The organism is Niabella sp. ZPM-14, from assembly GCF_055693045.2.
On record NZ_CM181148.1, the window covers coordinates 3,751,962 to 3,771,679 of the forward strand.

A 19,718-nucleotide genomic window follows, 5' to 3' on the forward strand; every position below is an offset into this window, starting at 1 on the left:
TAAAAGTGCCGGCTGCTTCTTCTGAATGATATAGGCTACTTAACCTGTTGCTGATCAAAGCCAGGAAGGGACATTAGCAGAGCGCGCTGTTCCAGGGAAATTATTTCCGCATTTCGTAAATAAATAAGTCGGTAATGACAATACTTTCGCGGCAGATTTTAAAAACCAAAAACAAACAATATAAGACTGCATTTACAAGGGCAGTTTTTGCTTACTTGTAAGAGCCTGCACACATCATCTATCATGTAATATGCAATAGTGTATCAGCTTTTAAGCGACATCATCCAGGCGGCGGTCCTGCTGTCTGAATGGCGACCTGACTGTGCATTGCTTTAGATGGTTGATACCAAAAAGCAGGAAATGCCAGATCTGATATCATCATCAAACCCAAACGACGTTTATGAGTAAAATTGTTACAATTTTAGTAATTGTCATGTGCCTGAGCGTGACTGCGACGGCCCAGGTATTGAAAGGCGTTCTTTATGATCAGTCAACAGCGGATCCCATTCCCGGAGCCAATATTTCTGTACGTGGCAAGCCTTCAGTCTTCACAATGAGCGACGGGCAGGGAAGGTTCAGTATTGAAATAACACCGGGAGACACCCTGGCCGTCACGATGGCGGGTTATAATTTGTTATTGAAACAATATCCGGTAGTGCCACGAAGTCAGCAGGAGCTTTTCCTGAAGGCGGCTGAGACATTGAAAGAGATAATGGTGACCGCCAGTTTAGCCAACGCAAGAAGTAAGCGGGCCATCGGCGCTAATGTGGATCATATAGACGCCGCGGACATCGTAGCGACCACTAACCCTTCTTCATTGGCCAACCTGCTGAACGGCAGGGTAAGTGGCGCTCAGATCTATAATACCAACGGCAAGGTGGGGATGCCGATACGCTTTGACATACGGTCGGTCGCGACATTCAGCATGGAGCGCGATCCGTTGATCTTTATTGATGGTGTGCGTTATCATAGTGGTAACACTTCCGATGTTAACTCTTCGCAGGAAGCTATGAGCGCGCTGAACGATCTGCCGCTCAATGATATTGAATCTATTGATGTGATCAAAGGCCCGGCGGCTACAGCCTCCTATGGTTCGGAAGCCGCAAACGGAGTAGTGATCATCAAGACCAAAAGAAATGCAAAACAACAAAAAGGCATCGCCGTTAACTTCAGGTACACGAATGGCTACAGTGAACTGGCCCGCAAATACGATCAGTTTGTTAATAACAGCGCACTGAACGACTTTTTTATCAAAGGGCAGCAACAACAACTGTATGCCAACCTGTCCGCACAGTTCGATGCGCGCAACAGCGTTTTCTTTTCCGCCAATACCAATAAAAACACCGGTATTATTCCCGGTAATACTGACAACAGGCACACTTTCCGTGCGGGATATGATCTGGTAAAAGATCGCTTCAGCCTGTCGTTAACCACCGGTTTTGTGACCGGGAAACTAAGTATTCCCCAATCTGCTTCTGGGCGGGATGATGCCATCTGGAACCTGATGAAGGATACTGTTCCCTGGCCCTTTATCAGTGAAGAAAGCTGGCGTGCCATTCGCAAGGAGTACAGAAACGATCGTTTCACCGGAAGCGTGAAGATGAGCTATACCTTCCCATTGAAGATCAGGGCAGAAAGCTTGATTGGCCTGGATTTGAACCGGATCGATGGTCTGAACTATCTTCCTTACGGCTATCTTCAAGGCACTAACAAGACAGGGTATAAACAGGTGAGCGACCGCAAGAATCAGAATATCAACTGGGATTTTAAGTTATCGCGCAATTTTATGATCGGTACTGAATGGAAGCTCAACTTTTCATTGCTATCCCAGGTCACCCGCTCGACAGAAAAGGTAAATGGTATCGAGGTGCGCAATTTCGCTACTTCCGATATCAGCAATATCGCCGCTGCAGCGGAAATACTCAATGTTACCGATACATATTTTGAAAAGCGTACCCATGGGCTATATGGCGAAGCATTTGTGAATTACAAAGATCAATTGTTTGTCAATGCAGGGTTGCGTCGGGATGTTTCCAATATGATCGGCAGAAATGTTGCCAGTATCTGGTACCCTACATTGAGTGTTGCTTATAACATAGCCAGGCCGGGTGCCATGGGAGGATGGATCGAAGACTGGAAGCTGAGAGCGGCCTATGGAGAGTCAGGGCGGTTGCCTTATCCTAATGATGCCCAAACGGCCTATCTTGTAGAGAATTCTTCTTTTGGAACGGTTGTAAGCCCATCCCGGAGGGGTAATCCTGATATCAGGCCGGAAAGAACCGGAGAGCTTGAATTCGGAACCGATATCACTTTGTTCAAGCAGCGCATCGGGTTTACTTATTACCGGCAAAATACACGTGACGCCATTGTGTACACCACACTGATCCCTTCGCTTGGGTGGCCATCCAGCCTGAGCGGCGACTACCCGGAGAATATCGGACAGATAAAAGGCCAGGGTATAGAAGTTACTTATAACGGGCGTCTTTTCACCAGTTATAATAAACGCCATAGCCTCGATCTTTTCGTGAGTTATAATCAGCAGTCCAACAAAGTTGTCAATTCCGGAGGGCGCGATATTCTCAGTCTTACCAACCTGATCAGGGAAGGGCTGCCGGCATTTTCATTTTATACGACTGTTTCAGAAGGTCCTGTTTTCAACGGATCCGGAGTTTACACCGGCGCGAAAGAAAGTGATCTGCAGGTGCTGGGAAAGCCTTTCGCTACTTACAACGGATCATTTGGCTTTGGACTGCAATTGTTTGAAAGGTTAAAGTTGCAACCCTTGTTTACCTACGCCCGCGGCGCAAGCGTTTACAATATTTCTATGCGAAATGTCGCACGGCTGGGCTCTAATCTGAAAGCGAGGGAAGAGCTGAAGGCTGAACTGGCAACACTTACGCCTAAAACGGACGCTTATGTGGCAACTGCTACAGCGTTATCCAAATACGAAGGATTGCGTGGCGATTTTACGGAACGAGCCGATTATCTGCGGTTGAGCAACCTGACTCTTTCTTATGATCTGGGCAGTATGGCTAAGGCCGCCAGCAAGGGTTTGTTAAAGAGTTGTGTCGTGTCACTTACTGCAAACAATGTGTGGCTGACGACTACCTACAGCGGAGCTGAGCCGCTTATCGACTCGCAGGGAGGCAGTAAACGTACAAGAGGGATCAGCTATTTATCTGCCGACTGGACGGCAGTGCCCACGCCCCGGACCTACGCCTTTAGTTTAAATATTGGATTTTAACCTGGTCTGTCACAGACCAATAAATTATTAGCATGATGTCAATTCAAACAAAAATACGGTTGAGCAAGGCGTTTATGGCAGGAGTATTTCTATGCCTGTCCGCCTGTAACAAATGGGTAAACGATGTCAAATTGCCTGACAACACGATTGATGAATCGCAGCTTTACAGCATCGACATGCTGGGCAGAATTGAAAAAGGGCAGTATGTATATGGCCCCGTAATAGCGGGCGTATGGAAAGCGGGTGCAGCGTCAGCGTCCAACCTTTTGGTCGCGGCCGGAGCTATTGCAGATGAAATTACTGCGACGGCTGTCCCCAATTCGGTCTTTTACAAAGAGCTGGACGAAGACAAACTAAGCCCGGACAACACGTCTCTTTTCAACATCTGGTCCAACGTTCAGAACTACCGCGCGCGGGCAGAAGATGCGATAACGATCGCGGAGGGCATACAAGCTACCGGTAAAGACCAGGAGCAGGTGAAAAAAGAGGCGTTGATGTACGCTAAATTGCATGCGGGTTATGCATGGATGCTGATGGCAGATTATTTCAGTATCACTAACAGCGACCACCAGATTTATGTGAACCAACGGGTGGTGAGCCACCAGGAGGCTTACGCAAAAGCGCAGGCTTACTGGCAGGAGGCTCTTCCGCTGGCCTCAGACGTATATCAGCGATTGTTACATGCTTTATTGGCTAAACAAGGAATACATACCGGCAACTATTCGTTGGCCGCGCAACATGTGGGCGCCTCCTTCAGCCCGACAGAGCGTTTTATCTTTCTGAACACGGTCGGAAACACCAGCAACGGGTTTTTTAGCGCGCTAAATATTAATTCAAGAGATGCTGCTGTGGAACCGGCATTCGTCAATGCGCTGAAAACCACCGCAGAAAAAGCGAGAAATCCTGTGGTCAAAGCGTCCAAAGGACACTGGTCGCTTACATTGTTTAATGAGCGGGATCCCTTAATTGTCAGTGATTTTGACGAGATGCAATTGATCCGTGCAGAACTGGTGGTAAGAGGGTTGATTGCAGGCACTGCAACGGACCTGGTGAATTCCGTGATCATAAAATATGATCCTTCAGGAGCCTCAAACTGGTCGTCGGATAAGGCACTCTCCCTCCAGGATATAATAGCGATCCGCCGCATGTTTCTGTCGTGGAGAGGCACCCGTTTAATAGACCTTAGAAGATTTAAGATAGATGGAGACCTGAAACCCGGGTTTACCCAAAGAAAGTGGCAATGGATCGGTGTGCCAGAGATCGAAACGACGCAGAACAAGTAAACGAATGCTTTACCCACTGAATACAAAGGGTTTTGAACCGTCGGGATGCAAGGCAATGCCGATGTGACGATCCCGGGGGGCGATCAAATAACTGAGCGGGCGGTGGCCTCACATTGTAATTTCCTGTACCTTTGCACGCCCCAAAGTGGGTTTTGACAATGAAGAATATTAGGAATTTTTGCATTATTGCGCATATCGATCATGGTAAAAGTACCCTGGCTGACAGGCTGCTGCAATCAACCAATACGATCAGTGATCGGGAGATGATGGACCAGGTTCTGGATGATATGGACCTGGAGCGGGAAAAGGGCATCACGATCAAGAGCCATGCGATCCAGATCAATTACCGGTCGAAGGCAGGGGAAGATTATACGCTGAACCTGATCGACACGCCGGGCCACGTGGATTTCAGCTACGAGGTGAGCCGGGCACTGGCCGCCTGCGAAGGCGCGCTGCTGCTGGTGGATGCAACGCAGGGCATACAGGCACAAACGATCAGCAACCTGTACCTGGCGATCGATAATGACCTGGAGATCATTCCGGTGATCAATAAGATCGATATGGACGGTGCTATGATCGAAGAGGTGAAAGACCAGATCATCGACCTGATCGGCTGCAAGCCCGAAGATATCTTGCTGGCGAGCGGTAGGACCGGCCTGGGTATCGAAGAAGTGCTCGAAGCGATCGTGGACCGGATTCCGGCACCTAAAGGTGATGAAAGCGCACCATTGCAGGCCCTGATCTTTGACAGCGTTTTCAACAGCTTCAGGGGCATTATCGTGTATTACAGGATCCTGAACGGCACAATCAAGAAAGGCGATAAAGTAAAATTTGTAAGCACCGGGCAGGAATATGAAGCGGATGAGATTGGTATTTTGAAACTGAAAATGACCGAGAAGAAAGAGATTCGCGCCGGTGATGTAGGCTATATCATTACGGGGATCAAAAATGCCAAGGAAGTAAAAGTGGGGGACACGATCACGCTGGCCAGCAACCCGACGCCCATGATGATCAAAGGTTTTGAAGAAGTAAAACCCATGGTATTCGCGGGGATCTACCCGGTGAATACAGATGAGTTTGAAGAGCTGCGCGATTGCATGGATAAGCTGCAGCTGAACGATGCTTCGCTGACCTTCGAGCTGGAAACCTCGCAGGCGTTAGGCTTTGGCTTCCGATGCGGCTTTTTAGGCATGCTCCACATGGAGATCATCCAGGAGCGCCTTGAGCGGGAGTTTAACCAAACGGTGATCACCACCGTTCCCAACGTAAGCTTTATCGCTTACACGACGAAAGGAGAAAAGGTGATCGTCAACAATCCGTCAGAATTCCCCGATCCTGTAAAGACCGATCGCATTGAAGAACCTTTTATCAAAGCGCAGATCATTACCAAGCCCGAATACATCGGTAATATCATGACCTTGTGCCTCGGCAAACGCGGTATACTGGTGAACCAAAGTTACCTGACCACCACACGCGTGGAGCTGGTGTTTGAAATGCCGCTGACCGAGATCGTATTTGATTTCTATGATAAATTGAAATCCCAGACCCGCGGATATGCTTCTTTCGATTACCACCCGATGGAGTATCGTCAAAGTGATATCGCGAAGATGGATATCCTGCTCAACAGTGAGAAGGTGGATGCCTTAAGTGCGCTGATCCACCGCAGCCGGGCCCATGAGTTTGGCCGTAAGCTCTGCGAAAAGCTGAAAGAGTTGCTGCCGCGTCAGCAGTTCCAGATTGCCATCCAGGCAGCGATAGGCGCCAAGATCGTGGCGCGGGAAAACATCTCCGCGATGCGGAAAGATGTAACTGCTAAATGTTATGGAGGGGATATCAGCCGTAAACGTAAATTGTTAGAAAAACAGAAGGAAGGTAAAAAGCGCATGCGCCAGATCGGTAACGTGGAAGTACCACAGGAAGCGTTCCTGGCTGTGTTGAAGCTGGATGAATAGGAAGGTGGAAGAGGGTTGAATGATAGTTAAGGTTTGTCCTGTACTATCGAACAATTTTTCAGTCATATCAGTGATTTGGATTAATTCTTTGCCTACATTTGCAGGCCTTAAAGTTCTTATAAATAGGAATCAGAAAGAAAATTTCAAAGCCCGGGTGGTGAAATTGGTAGACACGCTACTTTGAGGTGGTAGTGCTGGTAACACGGCGTGCTGGTTCGAATCCAGTCTCGGGCACGATTAAAAGGTTGTAAATGATTATTTACAGCCTTTTTTTGTTTTGTCGTGTGTCAAAAAGTGTCGCTTTTTTACGCCTGTTTTCGCTCTTAATGACACACGGAAATTACCGGATTCCTGCCAGCACACAACGGGCACAATTTAGCCGCCTTCGGCACTCTTCTGAAGCAACTTCTGACTATTTGAGACGAGATTTGACACATCTGTCCGCAAGGCAAGGTTTAGTCGTTTATTTTTTATCGCCATCCTGCAAGCATGCTTTGAGTCGTTGAATTTTCCTGTACAACATTTTTGGAGAAAGCTCTGTTGTCATACGGTTGACAAATGGAGATGCTAAGCTGTCAGTATTGTCAGGTATATGCATTTCTATGCAACTAAATTCTTTAGCCGGTTTCTTCCGTTATTTTTCACTGTAGACAAAAGCGACATCACTCTGGCGATTTCGGCATTAATTGCGCAACTGCGTTTTATCACCTTTAAAATGCAGTGAGTATGTATAATTTGTATCAGTGTGCTTGGGTATCCAACTCAAGCACACTTTTCTTATAAATAAAGACCTTTTGCATTGCCGTAGCGACAAAATTGCGCAAACGATTGTACGGCTTTTGTATAAAAATTTATTTAAATTTATTATGTTGACTTGTTGATATATTGACCAAGCTGATGTCTATAAAAATGAGAAGCGATAGCAATTTATGTGAACTTTTATCTAAAGGCAGTGAAGCAGCCTTCGATCGTTTTTTTAAAATGTACCGGGAAAAAGTATACCATTTTGTGTTTTTAATAGTGAAGGCACCGCAGATAGCAGAAGAGATTACCATAGATGTATTTTTAAAGATTTGGCAAAGAAGAGAGACTTTGCCTGAAGTCAGTAATATGGAAGGCTTTCTATTTGTCATTTCCAAAAGAAAGGCGTTGGATTTTCTAAAGAAAGCTGCAAGAGACAAAGAAATACAGAGACTGATTAGTAAAAATCTGCCCAAGTCTGTCGAAGCTTCTTACAATCAGTTTGAATATAAAGAATTGACTGAAAAGGTACTTGGCGATCTGTCCCCACAGAGAAAATATATACTGACGCTAAGCCGGGTAGACGGGCTTTCGCATAAAGAGATTTCTGATAAGCTTGATATTTCTTCGCAAACCGTAAAAAACACTATCTCCCACACGCTGAAGTTATTAGAGTCAGTTAAAAATAAATACTGGATTGAAACCTGCTGGTTGACTTTTCTGGCTTCACTATCTTCATAAAGCTCCAAAACTTGTTTTAAGAAATTTTTCCTGAGTAGTACTATCTATTCAAATCGATCGTCTTTATAGCTACAAATAAATAATTATGTCATCCAGTCCTTACAGGCTCGAACAGCTTTTCAGGAAATATATTGCAGGAGACTGTACCTCTGCCGAATTAAGGGAGTTTTGGTCATTAATGGCCGAGCTTACGGATGAAGAACGGCTGTCCATTGGCATGGCTGAAACATGGCAGTCCCGGCATAATGACATCAACTTGAGCCCCGAACAATGGGAAGGAGTATATAGCAGGCTGTATGACAAAATTCAAAATAAAAAAAAGAATACCGGGAGGCGAGTCATTGAGCTTAAAAAAATGATGGCAGCAGCAGCTATTATTGCTCTGCTTTTTTCCGGATATCTTTTTTACACATCGACTTTAAGCAGCGATGACGCTTTTCAATTCAGAACACAGGCTGTGACAGCTACGCAAACAGATACCCGTGTATTAACGCTGCCTGATGGTACCGAGGTGACGCTCAGAAAAAACAGCGCTTTGTATTTCGACTCGGTTTCTTTTTTAAAAGAAAAAGTAAGATCGGTCCGATTGAAAGGCGAGGCTTATTTTGATGTAGCCCACAATGCTGAGCGGCCCTTTATTGTTCATTCGGGCGAGTATAGCATTAAAGTATTAGGAACGGCTTTTAATGTGAATGGGACAAAGAACAAGCTGGAAGTGGCAGTGGCCCGCGGTAAAGTAAAGGTGGAAGAAAGTCCCAATCGTAAAGCATTGGGAACATTAACACCAGGCCACTATCTGGCAATTGATAAATCACTAAAAGAAGAGATGCCCGTGCATACGAAATATGTAGATGTAGATTCGGTAAGTAAATGGGTTAGACAAGATCTGGTTTTTAAAAACGAAGGCTGGGCTACGGCTGCCAAAACAATATTCGATAGATACGGCGTCGAAATAAATATTAAAAATGACAAGCTGAAGCAGTGCCGCTTTACAGCAGATGTTACCCATAAATCTTTAGACGATTGCCTTGATATTTTATGCGCTATAAGCAACGCCCAATGGCGAAAAAGCGGAACCAGTGCCATAGAGATAAACGGAGAAGGCTGTGATTAAGATGAAATATGCTTGACTGGCTTCTTTCACTAAAAATTTTCGATTTGGGGTATTACATGGTAATCCAGAAAAAAAGTGATTACTAATGCCTGGTTGAAACAAGCTGTAAAAAGATTAGGATGTTATTAAAGTAGCCTTGACATATTTTCTTTGAGGTGCTAAAGATGATATGGATTCGACAGATTTACCGGGCATCCCAATAATATTATGGTCCAGGCGATTGGCAAAGAAGGAAAAAGAAAATCTCTTTATGATACGTACGGGATGCGTTAATAGATGCAGTTAAAGATCTGTTGCCAGTGGCGCATGTTGCCAATAGATTTTCCTGAGTAACAGTTGGTTTATTATTCCTGTTCGAAAATTGATTGACACGGAATGGTTTGGTATGATATTATAAAAACTTCTTGGAAAAGCGAGAAGAAAGATAAACGTTGTAAAGTTAAGCTGATTTCGAAAAATATTATTTTATCAATAGTACTCTTCAAGCTAATCATTCGTCTTTATTAACAGGACAGTATCAAAATTAATTGACTGACGAAAATTTAGAACTAACATAACGATCGCTAAAACAAAAAATGGCTGCATTAACTACCAATTAATACAGCCGGGATTTAAAAATTTATTGTTCACATTTAAATCAAATTAAAGGTATGGAAAAAAATGCCTTTCAGCTTCCTTTTAGGATAAAGGTGGCCCGAAACACTGCTGTATGCAAGAAAATTATTTACGTAATGAAGTTAAGCTTTATCACCATTTCGTTGTTAATGCTCACAATGGATGTGTTGGTTGCCAGTAATTCATCTGGGCAGAACATTCATAAAACAACCGTAAACCTGGCACTACAGCGCGGATCGCTGAAGCAGGTTTTTGCCCAGATTGAGCAGCGAAGTCCTTTCAGGTTTGCTTATCCGGAAGCGCAGATAAGTGCTCATAAAGATATTACCGTTATGTCGGGGCGTAGAGTGTTGGCCGAGATTTTGGATGACCTTTTTGCCGGTACAAAACTGGATTATAATGTTAAAGGCACTACGATCATTGTTGTGGAAAACTCTGATAAAGCCGCAACAAAAATCGTTGCTCCATCACCGCCCATTAATGGAATAGTAAAGAATACCATCGGTGAGCCTTTGGAAGGAGTTTCAGTCACAATCAAAGGCACGAAAACGGGCGCTGTCACTACTTCAAATGGTTTTTTCAGCTTAAATGTCGATAATGGTGATATTCTGGTATTTTCAAGGGTGGGGTATGAGTCCCTGGAAATCATTTTCAAAGATCAGTCTTCTCTTGAAGTAGTCTTAACCGCGCGGGAAGGAAGTATGGACGAAGTGGTTGTAGTAGGATATGGTACGCAAAAAAAGAAAAATCTGGTAGGAGCAGTTGATGTAGTTACATCAGAGGATATCGGAAATCAACCGGTGACAAGCGTGGCCAATGCATTACAGGGGCGGGTAACAGGATTACAGATAGTGCAGGGGTCTGCTCAGCCCGGTAAAGACCAGCCGGTTATTACAATCAGGGGTATTGGTACCATCCGGTCAGGACTGGCAGCATTGAATGAGGATGCTGGACCGCTCATTCTTGTGGACGGTGTTCAGTCTACCATGAACGATGTTAATCCTAATGACGTAGAAAGTTTCACAGTGCTAAAAGACGCCTCGTCGGCAGCCATTTATGGAGCCCGTGGTGCTAACGGGGTAATACTTATTACCACCAAAAGAGGCGCCAACAAAAAACCTGTAATTAATTTTTCTACTTCTTATGCCTTGCAGACAGCTACCGCAACCCCCGAAATACTAAATGTAGTAGAAAATATGGCCATAAAAAACCTGGCTGAGACTAATGTAGGAAGGCCCCAACTATACCCTGACTCATTGATCGAGTCGATCAAAAGCGGCAATAATCCATACTTTCCCAAGCCAGAATATACATTTTTTGATGACGGTTATATAAAAAATGCACCGCTACAAAATTATTACTTGTCTGTCGCCGGCGGTAGTGAAAATGTCAGGTATTTTTTATCGGGAGGATACCAGGATCAGGATGGTATTGTACTGAACACCGGAAGTAAGCGTTATAATTTTAGATCAAATATAGATGTTCGCATTAGCTCAATGATTAAGGCTGGCCTTAATGTGTCTGGCAGCTACACTGATTCTTACGAACCAAATTATCAAGGTTTGGGCGTAACCCAGTTTATCAGGTCAATGATAGCTCAGGCAGCTTTCACACCACTGTATTTTGATGGCGTGCCCGCTTCCGGAAACGTCTATCTGACTGTTCCGCAAGGGCGTAATATTGTAAACCCCATTATTCAAAATATATATGGTGGTAGGGATGTTACTAAAAGTTATATGGCAACGCCCAACCTATATTTAGAAATTGAGCCAATAAGAGATTTAATATTTAAAGCAAACGCTTCGATTTATGTTTCGAATGTAAAAATCAAACAGTTCCGGGCTCCAATTACAACATCTAACGGGGCTACGCTTGCTGTTACAAACGGCATTGGTATTTTAACCAATCGTGATAATATGTCAAAGACGGGTTCCTTTGAATTTACTGGTAAGTATTCAAAAACTTTAAAAAAGTCTCAGTTCGGTATCTTGGGAGGGGTTAGTACGACCAGTTTTGTGTCTAATACTTTTAGTGCATCTAACCAGGGATATAATTCTCCCTTAACTGAACTATCCGCGGGGACATTGAATCCTTCAGTGGCTGGTGTCGAAGAAGCCTGGGCGTTAAACTCTGTTTTTGGAAGGTTCAATTATAATTATTCCGGAAAATACATAGCCGAGGCTACGCTTCGTTATGACGGGTCTTCGAGGTTTGGTGCTCAAAATAAGTTTGGTGCCTTTCCATCATTCAGTTTGGGTTGGAATATTGCGGAAGAAGAATTTTTGAAAGAAAGCCAGTTTGTTAACATGCTTAAGCTTCGGTTCGACTGGGGCCAGTTGGGCAACCAGAATATTGGAAACTATACAAGTATTTCTACTATATCTTACACCAACCCTTATTCTTTTGGGGGCATCCTGGTGGGCGGCGCGGCGCTGGGTCAATTAGGCAACCCCAATGTACAATGGGAAACAAGTACTTCTACTGACGTTGGAATAGACGCTACATTTTTTAAAAATAAACTTAACCTGACAGCGGATTATTATCGCAGAGTTTCTACTAATCTTTTGGTTATTCCGGGTATTTCTTCCGTATTTGGGGCGGTAAGTGCGCCTACTCAAAACATTGGGTCGGTGGAAAATAAAGGTATTGAATTGTCTGCTTCTTACAGGGGTACTATATCGGAAGACTTTGGGTATTTTTTAAGTTCTAATTTCTCACATAATGACAATAAAGTACTAAAGCTAACCGAGGCTAGCTTTATAGGCACCAAAACGATAACAGTTGCGGGGCAACCTATTAATTCCTATTACGGAAACAGAATTTTGGGCATTTTCCAATCGAAGGAAGAGGCTCAAAACACAGCCAGGTATGGCGTCCAACCTGGCGGTGTAAACACCACAGCCGGAGATTATATCTGGGGTGATGCGAATGGAGATGGTGTTGTAAATACAGAAGACCGTGAAATATTAGGCAACCCTAACTTAAATACCAGCTACGGTTTTACCGTGGGCCTCAATTTTAAACAATTTGATTTTAAAACCTTGTTTTATGGGATCATGGGTAGAGATATAGAGATTGGCACTTTTGGTGCTGATGGGATGCGTGGCGTATCCAACGTATTTAAATACTATTTGGACTCCTGGACTCCTGAAAATCCTGACACCAATGTCCCCAGGGTAGCTTCCAGTTGGAATTATAATACCAGTCTACAGGTGGGGCCGCTTATCAGTGCTGCAGTTATAGATGGTTCCTATTTAAGAATGCGTAGCATTGAGTTAGGATATACGCTCCCGTATAGTATTTTAAGTAAGGCAAAAATTTCGAACTTGCGAGTTTACGCTGCCGGGCAAAACCTGCTAACCTTCTCAAAATCCTTTAACGGATTAAGGCAGGGGTATGACCCTGAGCAAGCCACTTCTTTAAACGGCGGCAATGATGGATACCCTAATGCTAAAACCATAAGTTTTGGCCTTAACCTTACCTTTTAATCGAATAAAAATTTAAATAATGAAACCCAGGTTTATAATATATATAGTACTCTTGATTATTTTGGCTGGATGCCGGAAAAATCTGGAAAAAGTGCCTACTGTAACCTTAGCTGAGTCGGAATACTGGAAAACAAGTTCCGACGCCGTTACCGGTGTAAACGGAATTTATAACAGGCTTTTACCGCTTTATGGAGACATTATGCGTTATTCAGATGCATATACAGATAATTTAGCTGCAAATGCTATTGCTACGGGATACACATACATTGCTCAAAATGCCGGCTTTACCAGTTCTACCGGAAATGTAAACGCCTTTTGGGCTCAAAACTATGCCATTATTGCCAGAGCAAACGCCGCTATTGCTTACGTTCCCGAGATTGCAATGGATGCAGCCTTGCAGAGCCGATTAATAGGCGAAGCGCATTTTCTCAGAGCTTTAGGTTACTTTAACCTGATGCATGTTTTTGGCGATGTACCTCTGATATTAAAACCTTTGGAACTAAGCGAAAAGGATTTCAAAAGAGACCCCAGGAGTAGCATATTCAATCAGGTAATTACAGATTTGACGGAAGCAGAAAACAGGCTGCCCGCATCATACACTGCTACAGATTTAGGCCGCGCTACTACGATAGCTGCCACAGCTTTAAAATCAAGGGTGTATTTATACAACCAAATGTGGGCCGAAGCTGCTGCAGCAGCTGAAAAGGTTATAAATACGACTGGCCGGGGTTTAGTAGCAGGCGCTAACTGGGCACGGATGTTTTTACCGGAAGGAGAGAATAACGCAATGGAATCTATCTTTGAAGTACAGTTTCTTGGAGGTACCGGGGGCAACCTGGGAAATAGTTTTAATCTTTATTCTGCCGCTCTTACAACATCCTGGACCACCATCGTTCCACAGCAGGATTTTGTAGATGCTTTTGAGTCTAAGTCAGATGTGCGGTTAAATGGTACCATACTGCGACCCGGTCAATCCTTTGCAGGGACAACTTTTACAGGTACACTGTCTCCCACAGGGTTGGCAGCTGTTAAGTCTATAATCCCTGATCGTACCATAACGACCGATGGCGGATCCAATTTTATTGTCCTACGTTATGCGGAAATGCTTTTAACATATGCTGAAGCTGTAAACGAAGAAGAGGCTGTTCCTGATGTTGGTGTTTATAATGCAGTAAACAGGATCCGAAACAGAGCTGGATTGGGCAATTTACCAACAGATCTTACTAAAGAGCAAATGAGTACCGAAATAAAACTACAACGACGCTTAGAGTTTTTCTATGAAGGTCAGCATTTTTTCGATTTACTAAGATGGAGTAGGGCAGGTGGTAATGATTATAAAGCAGCGATGGAAGCGGTTAGTGATGACGTACCCGGTGATACCAGAACTTATGATCCAAAAATATTATGGTGGCCAGTGCCGCAACGGGAGATTGATCTTAATCCCAACCTCCTTCCGCAAAATGCAGGGTGGGAGTAACAGATAAATATTCAAAAGGCTGTCTCATTTTTTGAGGCAGCTTTTATATAAAATTGAAAATGCAAGGTTTCATTAATACAAAGCTTGTGCTGAATATACATAGATAATGCTACTAATGTATAGCTATGAACGTCAAAAAAAGCCAAAGGAAAATTTTAGTATTTGTAATGCTGTTTTTAGCATGTATATCGCTTAATGCAGAAAAAGTAAAAGCGCAAATTGATAAACCCAACGTGATCTACATCCTTGCCGATGATATGGGGTCGGGAATGCTTTCTTATTATGGACAAAAATTCTTCACCACACCCCATATCGACCAGTTGGCCAGGCGGGGCATAGTTTTCGAAAACTCTTATGCCAGTACATATTGCGCTCCATCACGGGCTGCTTTTTTAACAGGTTATAACGATTGCCGCGAAGGCAAGTTTATACTCACTAAAGCTGGTATTTATACGCAGACTGCAGCAGGACAAATAACAGATGCGGAAGCGCAGGAAGCAGTCAACGAAGCTATTGGCGTGGAGCCTGATATTGAATATCTTCCGCAGGTTTTTAAAAAGGCCGGCTATGTAACAGGTCAGGTCGGTAAGCTCGATTATGGATTTGCAACCACCGAAAAACAACTTAATAATCATGGCTGGGATTACCATTATGGTTATTATGATCATGGGCAGTGCCATGGCTTTTATCCCATGTTTCAGCATGAGAATGGCAGACGGTTTGAAATACCCGGAAACACCCATCCTGATGCAGGCAAAACCGGCGAGCGAGGTTCCGATTCCATTCAGGAAATCAACAGGTGGGATATGAACGGCAAGCAGGTGTACTCGCAGGACTTGTTTGTACAAAAAATATTGGAGTTTATAAGAACCAATAAGGACAAGCCTTTCTTTTTATATCATCCCACACAATTGCCGCATGGCCCGGTTGCCATACCGGCTATTCACCCGGAACTGGTTTTTGATACCGAACTTACTGATATTGAAAAAGCGTATGCTTCTATGGTTAAAAGGCTGGACGATGATTTGGGTGTTATTCAGCAGGAGCTGCAGCGCTTAGGTATTGCAGAAAACACGATCATCATTTTTACCGCAGATAATGGCCACGAGATATATACTACTTACAGCGGAAGAATAGAGAAGCCTTATAGACATATGAAAACCGGGAAAGCATTTAACAATGTAACCGATAAATATTATAGTGAAATTGCCGGTGATATTTTTGACGGCAACCACGGTATGGCGGGTATGAAAACCAGCAACTGGAATGGTGGCGTAAAAGTGCCTTTATTCGTTTACTGGCCCAAAAAGTTTAAATCAGGATTTACTTCAAAAAAGCTGGTGACTAATTATGACTTTCTGTCTACCATGGCCGATTTTTTACAGGTACCGGTAAAGGACAAAAAAGACGGTGTTTCTTACCTTTCAGAGTTGGAAAAAGCACATCCAGCCTCAGAAGAAAAACCAAGATCAATTGCTTTCGCTTCTTTTATGGGTCCGGCATTGGTCACTTCAGATGGATGGAAATTAAGACATTTCAGGTCCCAAAAACTTTACCAGCTTTATCATCTTCCTGATGATTATAAAGAAGAAAGGGAGCTTTCGGCCAAGTATCCGGAAAAAGTGGAAGAACTGAAAAAGCAGTTGTTGGAAAAATGCGACGGCAACCTCGATAACGGCTGGTTATCCTCACCCGAAAGATTTTTAAATCCTACAAATCACCTAAAAGGAGGAAGGAAAAAATAGTTGTTAAAAAGATTCGATAAATGAAAGAGCTCCGTTTGTTCAAAACTGTTGTAATTGCCATCCTGTTTTCAGGATCAGCCTTTGCCCAAAACGTAAAATCTGCAACACCTAATATTGTTATCATGGCCGACAACATGGGTATGGCGATCCGCGTTGCTATCATAAGGACCCAAAAATACCTACGCCCAATATGGATCGGCTGGCGCAGGAAGGCATGCTGTTGACCGATGCCCATTCCACTTCATCCGTTTGTACCCCATCAAGGTATAGTGCCATCAATGGTCTGATTGCAGATTGGCCGGAATAGGTATGGTGCACTAAATCTTTTCGGTTCTGGGTGCTTACTACTTTGGTTTACCTTTTCATTCGGATCGTTCGTCCTATGGTGCAATTCATAAGTCCAGCTTCCATCGGCATTTCTTTTGGATTCCATCTGCGAACTTACTAGAATGAGCCAATGCCAATATCATTCTGAGCCATATATAAATTTCAGCCATCACTGAATCCTTTAGCGGAACAGTCCATCCGGCAGTGCGCCGGTCCAGGATTTAGGAATGTTCCTAATCCTAAATATACGCGCCAGGACCAGGGAAGTATTTTTGTTACTGTTGTAGAAATCAACGAGTCCGCGTTTTTTAATGGTCGGCCCCGTAATGCCCCATGGGATCTGCATTTCCTGCATCGATACGCCGCCGTGACCTTTATTGATTCCGCCATGATCAGTGATCAGGAGAAAGTGCGTTCCTTTATATAGGTCGCGCTTTTTCAGTTCCCTGATAAAATACCCTACTGCGCTGTCTGCTTTTTCCACTGCGCTTATGTACTCTGGCGACATCCAGCCATACTGGTGGCCTGCGTGATCGGTATGAACGCTGTAAAGAAATACCAGCTGAGGGCTTTGCCGGTTGGTCTGCATAAACTTGATGGCCTTGGTGTAATTGCTGTCATACCCGTCTTTATGTTGAAAGGAAAGTTCGTCAATATAATTTTTATTGATCGAGTTGATCAGCTCTGCCCAGTTATAATAGTAAGCGGTCTTTACGCCCTGTACCTGCTCCTTTAATTCTTTAAATATAGACGGATAATAGCCGTCTTTGTCTTTCTCCAGAGCCGTAAGCGCATGGCTCTGGATGGTCCAGGCGTTCGACGTTACACCGTGCTCTTCCGGTCCCGATCCTGTCAAATGGCTGGTCCAATTGGGAAGCGTTACAGAAGGCATGACAGGCCGTGTAGTTAACGAAAGTATTCCATCCGCAAACAGCCGGTCGATATTGGGGTGTTTGATTGCCTGGTAACCTTCCGTGCTGAAGCCGTCAAAACCGATCACCACCACCCGTTGAGCCAGTAGCGGTTGCAAGTTGCAGCATAGGATCAGGCAGAGCGTCAAAATCCGGTATTTCATGTGTATGTAATTTTTAATTGAACAAAATTTTTCGTAATTCCGTTACGTCGTTTAAGATGTGATCCGGAGCAGCTGACTGTAATTGGGTTTGGGTTTGAGCGCCGCTCAACACACCTACAGTTATCCCGCAACCGGCGTTTTTCCCTTCCAGGATATCAATTTCAGAATCACCGGCTTTAAGTACTTCCGATGCATGCTTGATATCCAGTTCTTTCATGGCCCTCAAGATCATGTCCGGATGAGGTCTTCCATTTTCTACATCATCTGCTGTGATCAGGAGATCATACTGCTGACCTTTTGACCAGTTCAGTTTATTAATAAGTTTAGTCGCCGTTTTACGGTCGTAACCTGTGTTAAGCACGATCCTTATGTCATGGGCTCTTAACTCGGAAAAGAAAGTTTCCATGTCTGAAAAGCTTCCGATGTTGTTCTCATCGTAAGCTGTTTCCAAAAAACTCCTGAAATTTTCAAATACTTTTTTAGCGATCGTCTTGATATTTTTTTCCTGAGTGCAGGCTGAAAGTATGTCTGTGATGGCCTGGTATTTTTCCTTACCCGCACCGTGTGCCAACACTTGCCCGAGCGTCAGGTTAAACCCTTCCTTGTTGATCGCTTTCAGGACGACCTTATATACCAGGTTGTCCTCATTGACCGTGGTGCCCGCCATATCGAATACAACCATTTTTATTTTTTGCATCTGCTTAAAAGTTAAGTCTGTCTATTTAGTGTCCGCACAAAGAAATTAAAAATTTCTTAATGAGAAAAATAAATTCCCGAGTGGAAATAGTTATAGCTTTGGCCGAAATTAGTACGCTATGCAATTGGGAAGTTTAATGATATTCGACGGACCCGGCTTGCCTATGAGGGCACAGAAGCTCGCCATTCCGCAGCCCGCTATTGGCGAAGTTCTCGTGCGCAACAGGTTCACAACGATCTGTGGTAGCGACCTGCATACTTACTGCGGCACACGTAAAGAAGCCTCGCCGACCGTTCTCGGCCACGAGATCGTTGGAGAAATAGCGGCTTTCGCCGATGGTTTTGAGAGAGTCGATCTGAAAGGCAATCCGCTTAAAGAAGGAGATCTTATTACCTGGTCTGTTTTTTCAAGCGAGGCTGATTCTTATTACGCACAAGAGGGCATTCCGCAAAAGGCAGATGGGTTATTCAAATATGGTCATGCGCCTGTTAAAGAGAACGATGCTTTTCATGGTGGGTTGGCGGAGTATTGCCTGTTAAGGAAGGGTACGGCGGTATTAAAAATACCATCGGCTGTTCCGCTGCCGGTTGCGGCGACAATTAACTGTGCGATCGCAACTGCGGCGGGCGGCCTTAGACTCGCCGGAAAAATAGAAAGAAAAAATGTGCTGATTTTTGGAACAGGACTGCTCGGGCTTACAGCAGCAGCAATGTGTAAAGATGCCGGTGCTGCATCCGTAACAGTTGTTGATATTAACCCGGAGCGGCTATTACAAGCTTCGTCTTTTGGAGCCGACCACTGCGTGTTAATGGACGATAATGCTGCTGATCAACTGGCCAGACTTGTACATGATCTGCCGAGAAAGGGATACGATGTCTCGTTTGATATGAGTGGCTCGCCGGACGCGATGGACCTGGGATTAAACTTTTTAGCCATCGGGGGTATTACTGTTTGGATAGGCGCTGTGTTTAAAACGAGGGAGATTCATCTGGATCCTGAACAAGTAATCCGCAGGCTCTTAACGATAAAAGGGCTGCACAATTATAACCATGAGGATTTCGTGTATGCGCTTGAGTTTATAGAGCGTAGCTGGGATCGGTTTCCTTTTATTGAAACAGTCGATAACACTTTCAAGCTTAAAGATGTGGACAACGCTTTTCAATATGCCCTCCAAGAAAGACCATTACGGGTAGGGATTAGTATCTAAATCTAATACAAG

Annotated in this window: 12 protein-coding genes and 1 tRNA gene; 11 read left to right on the plus strand and 2 right to left on the minus strand. The window is 44.2% G+C overall.

The genetic code is table 11. From position 1 onward, the window contains the following. Positions 1 to 400: 400 nt before the first annotated feature. The 10 genes from ACU37H_RS15975 to ACU37H_RS16020 all read left to right on the plus strand — a co-directional run bounded on the left by ACU37H_RS15975 (position 401) and on the right by ACU37H_RS16020 (position 16,707). Complete coding sequence (locus ACU37H_RS15975; protein WP_472705241.1) at positions 401 to 3,244, plus strand: TonB-dependent receptor domain-containing protein; 2,844 nt, start codon at positions 401 to 403, stop codon at positions 3,242 to 3,244. A gap of 32 nt (positions 3,245 to 3,276) precedes the next feature. Then, a complete protein-coding gene (locus ACU37H_RS15980) occupies positions 3,277 to 4,527 on the plus strand; it encodes a RagB/SusD family nutrient uptake outer membrane protein (protein ID WP_472705239.1) in 1,251 nt (416 codons plus the stop codon). A 158-nt stretch (positions 4,528 to 4,685) separates the two neighbouring features. Further along, the gene (lepA, locus tag ACU37H_RS15985; RefSeq protein ID WP_472705238.1) at positions 4,686 to 6,479 is read left to right on the plus strand and encodes a translation elongation factor 4; all 1,794 of its coding nucleotides are present in this window, start codon (positions 4,686 to 4,688) and stop codon (positions 6,477 to 6,479) included. A 148-nt stretch (positions 6,480 to 6,627) separates the two neighbouring features. Further along, positions 6,628 to 6,713 (plus strand) — tRNA-Leu (locus tag ACU37H_RS15990). 675 nt (positions 6,714 to 7,388) lie between these two features. After that, positions 7,389 to 7,961, plus strand: coding sequence for an RNA polymerase sigma factor (locus tag ACU37H_RS15995; RefSeq protein WP_472705236.1), 573 nt, complete (start codon positions 7,389 to 7,391; stop codon positions 7,959 to 7,961). Positions 7,962 to 8,046: 85 nt separating this feature from the next. Then, the gene (locus tag ACU37H_RS16000) at positions 8,047 to 9,075 is read left to right on the plus strand and encodes a FecR family protein (RefSeq protein WP_472705234.1); all 1,029 of its coding nucleotides are present in this window, start codon (positions 8,047 to 8,049) and stop codon (positions 9,073 to 9,075) included. Between the two features lie 650 nt (positions 9,076 to 9,725). Further along, positions 9,726 to 13,178: a TonB-dependent receptor gene (locus ACU37H_RS16005; RefSeq protein ID WP_472705232.1), complete on the plus strand. Its 3,453-nt coding sequence runs from the start codon at positions 9,726 to 9,728 to the stop codon at positions 13,176 to 13,178. Between the two features lie 19 nt (positions 13,179 to 13,197). Next, on the plus strand, positions 13,198 to 14,655 hold the full coding sequence (locus tag ACU37H_RS16010) for a RagB/SusD family nutrient uptake outer membrane protein (RefSeq protein ID WP_472705230.1): 1,458 nt from the start codon (positions 13,198 to 13,200) through the stop codon (positions 14,653 to 14,655). Positions 14,656 to 14,822: 167 nt separating this feature from the next. Next, positions 14,823 to 16,400 (plus strand): sulfatase-like hydrolase/transferase, encoded by a 1,578-nt coding sequence (locus ACU37H_RS16015; RefSeq protein ID WP_472705228.1) that lies wholly within the window; start codon positions 14,823 to 14,825, stop codon positions 16,398 to 16,400. A 214-nt stretch (positions 16,401 to 16,614) separates the two neighbouring features. Then, positions 16,615 to 16,707 (plus strand): hypothetical protein, encoded by a 93-nt coding sequence (locus ACU37H_RS16020; protein WP_494407615.1) that lies wholly within the window; start codon positions 16,615 to 16,617, stop codon positions 16,705 to 16,707. Between the two features lie 201 nt (positions 16,708 to 16,908). Here ACU37H_RS16020 and ACU37H_RS16025 read toward each other — a convergent pair whose 3' ends face one another. Both ACU37H_RS16025 and ACU37H_RS16030 read right to left on the minus strand, forming a co-directional pair. Further along, positions 16,909 to 17,802 carry an alkaline phosphatase family protein gene (locus ACU37H_RS16025; protein WP_472705225.1) on the minus strand — a complete coding sequence of 298 codons (894 nt, stop codon included), beginning with the start codon at positions 17,800 to 17,802 and terminating at the stop codon, positions 16,909 to 16,911. A 13-nt stretch (positions 17,803 to 17,815) separates the two neighbouring features. Next, on the minus strand, positions 17,816 to 18,499 hold the full coding sequence (locus tag ACU37H_RS16030) for a phosphonatase-like hydrolase (protein ID WP_472705223.1): 684 nt from the start codon (positions 18,497 to 18,499) through the stop codon (positions 17,816 to 17,818). 118 nt (positions 18,500 to 18,617) lie between these two features. Between ACU37H_RS16030 and ACU37H_RS16035 the strand changes: the two genes are divergently transcribed. Next, positions 18,618 to 19,706, plus strand: a complete 1,089-nt coding sequence (locus tag ACU37H_RS16035; protein WP_472705221.1) for a zinc-binding dehydrogenase — start codon at positions 18,618 to 18,620, stop codon at positions 19,704 to 19,706. The last annotated feature ends 12 nt before the right edge of the window (positions 19,707 to 19,718 follow it).

Coding starts and splice junctions, on each gene's coding strand:
- ACU37H_RS16030 (WP_472705223.1), bottom strand. CDS start 18,499: ATGCAAAAAATAAAAATGGTTGTATTCGATATGGCGGGCACCACGGTC.
- ACU37H_RS16025 (WP_472705225.1), bottom strand. CDS start 17,802: ATGAAATACCGGATTTTGACGCTCTGCCTGATCCTATGCTGCAACTTG.
- ACU37H_RS16020 (WP_494407615.1), top strand. CDS start 16,615: ATGCTGTTGACCGATGCCCATTCCACTTCATCCGTTTGTACCCCATCA.
- ACU37H_RS16015 (WP_472705228.1), top strand. CDS start 14,823: ATGCTGTTTTTAGCATGTATATCGCTTAATGCAGAAAAAGTAAAAGCG.
- ACU37H_RS16010 (WP_472705230.1), top strand. CDS start 13,198: ATGAAACCCAGGTTTATAATATATATAGTACTCTTGATTATTTTGGCT.
- ACU37H_RS16005 (WP_472705232.1), top strand. CDS start 9,726: ATGGAAAAAAATGCCTTTCAGCTTCCTTTTAGGATAAAGGTGGCCCGA.
- ACU37H_RS16000 (WP_472705234.1), top strand. CDS start 8,047: ATGTCATCCAGTCCTTACAGGCTCGAACAGCTTTTCAGGAAATATATT.
- ACU37H_RS15995 (WP_472705236.1), top strand. CDS start 7,389: ATGAGAAGCGATAGCAATTTATGTGAACTTTTATCTAAAGGCAGTGAA.
- ACU37H_RS15975 (WP_472705241.1), top strand. CDS start 401: ATGAGTAAAATTGTTACAATTTTAGTAATTGTCATGTGCCTGAGCGTG.
- lepA (WP_472705238.1), top strand. CDS start 4,686: ATGAAGAATATTAGGAATTTTTGCATTATTGCGCATATCGATCATGGT.
- ACU37H_RS16035 (WP_472705221.1), top strand. CDS start 18,618: ATGCAATTGGGAAGTTTAATGATATTCGACGGACCCGGCTTGCCTATG.
- ACU37H_RS15980 (WP_472705239.1), top strand. CDS start 3,277: ATGATGTCAATTCAAACAAAAATACGGTTGAGCAAGGCGTTTATGGCA.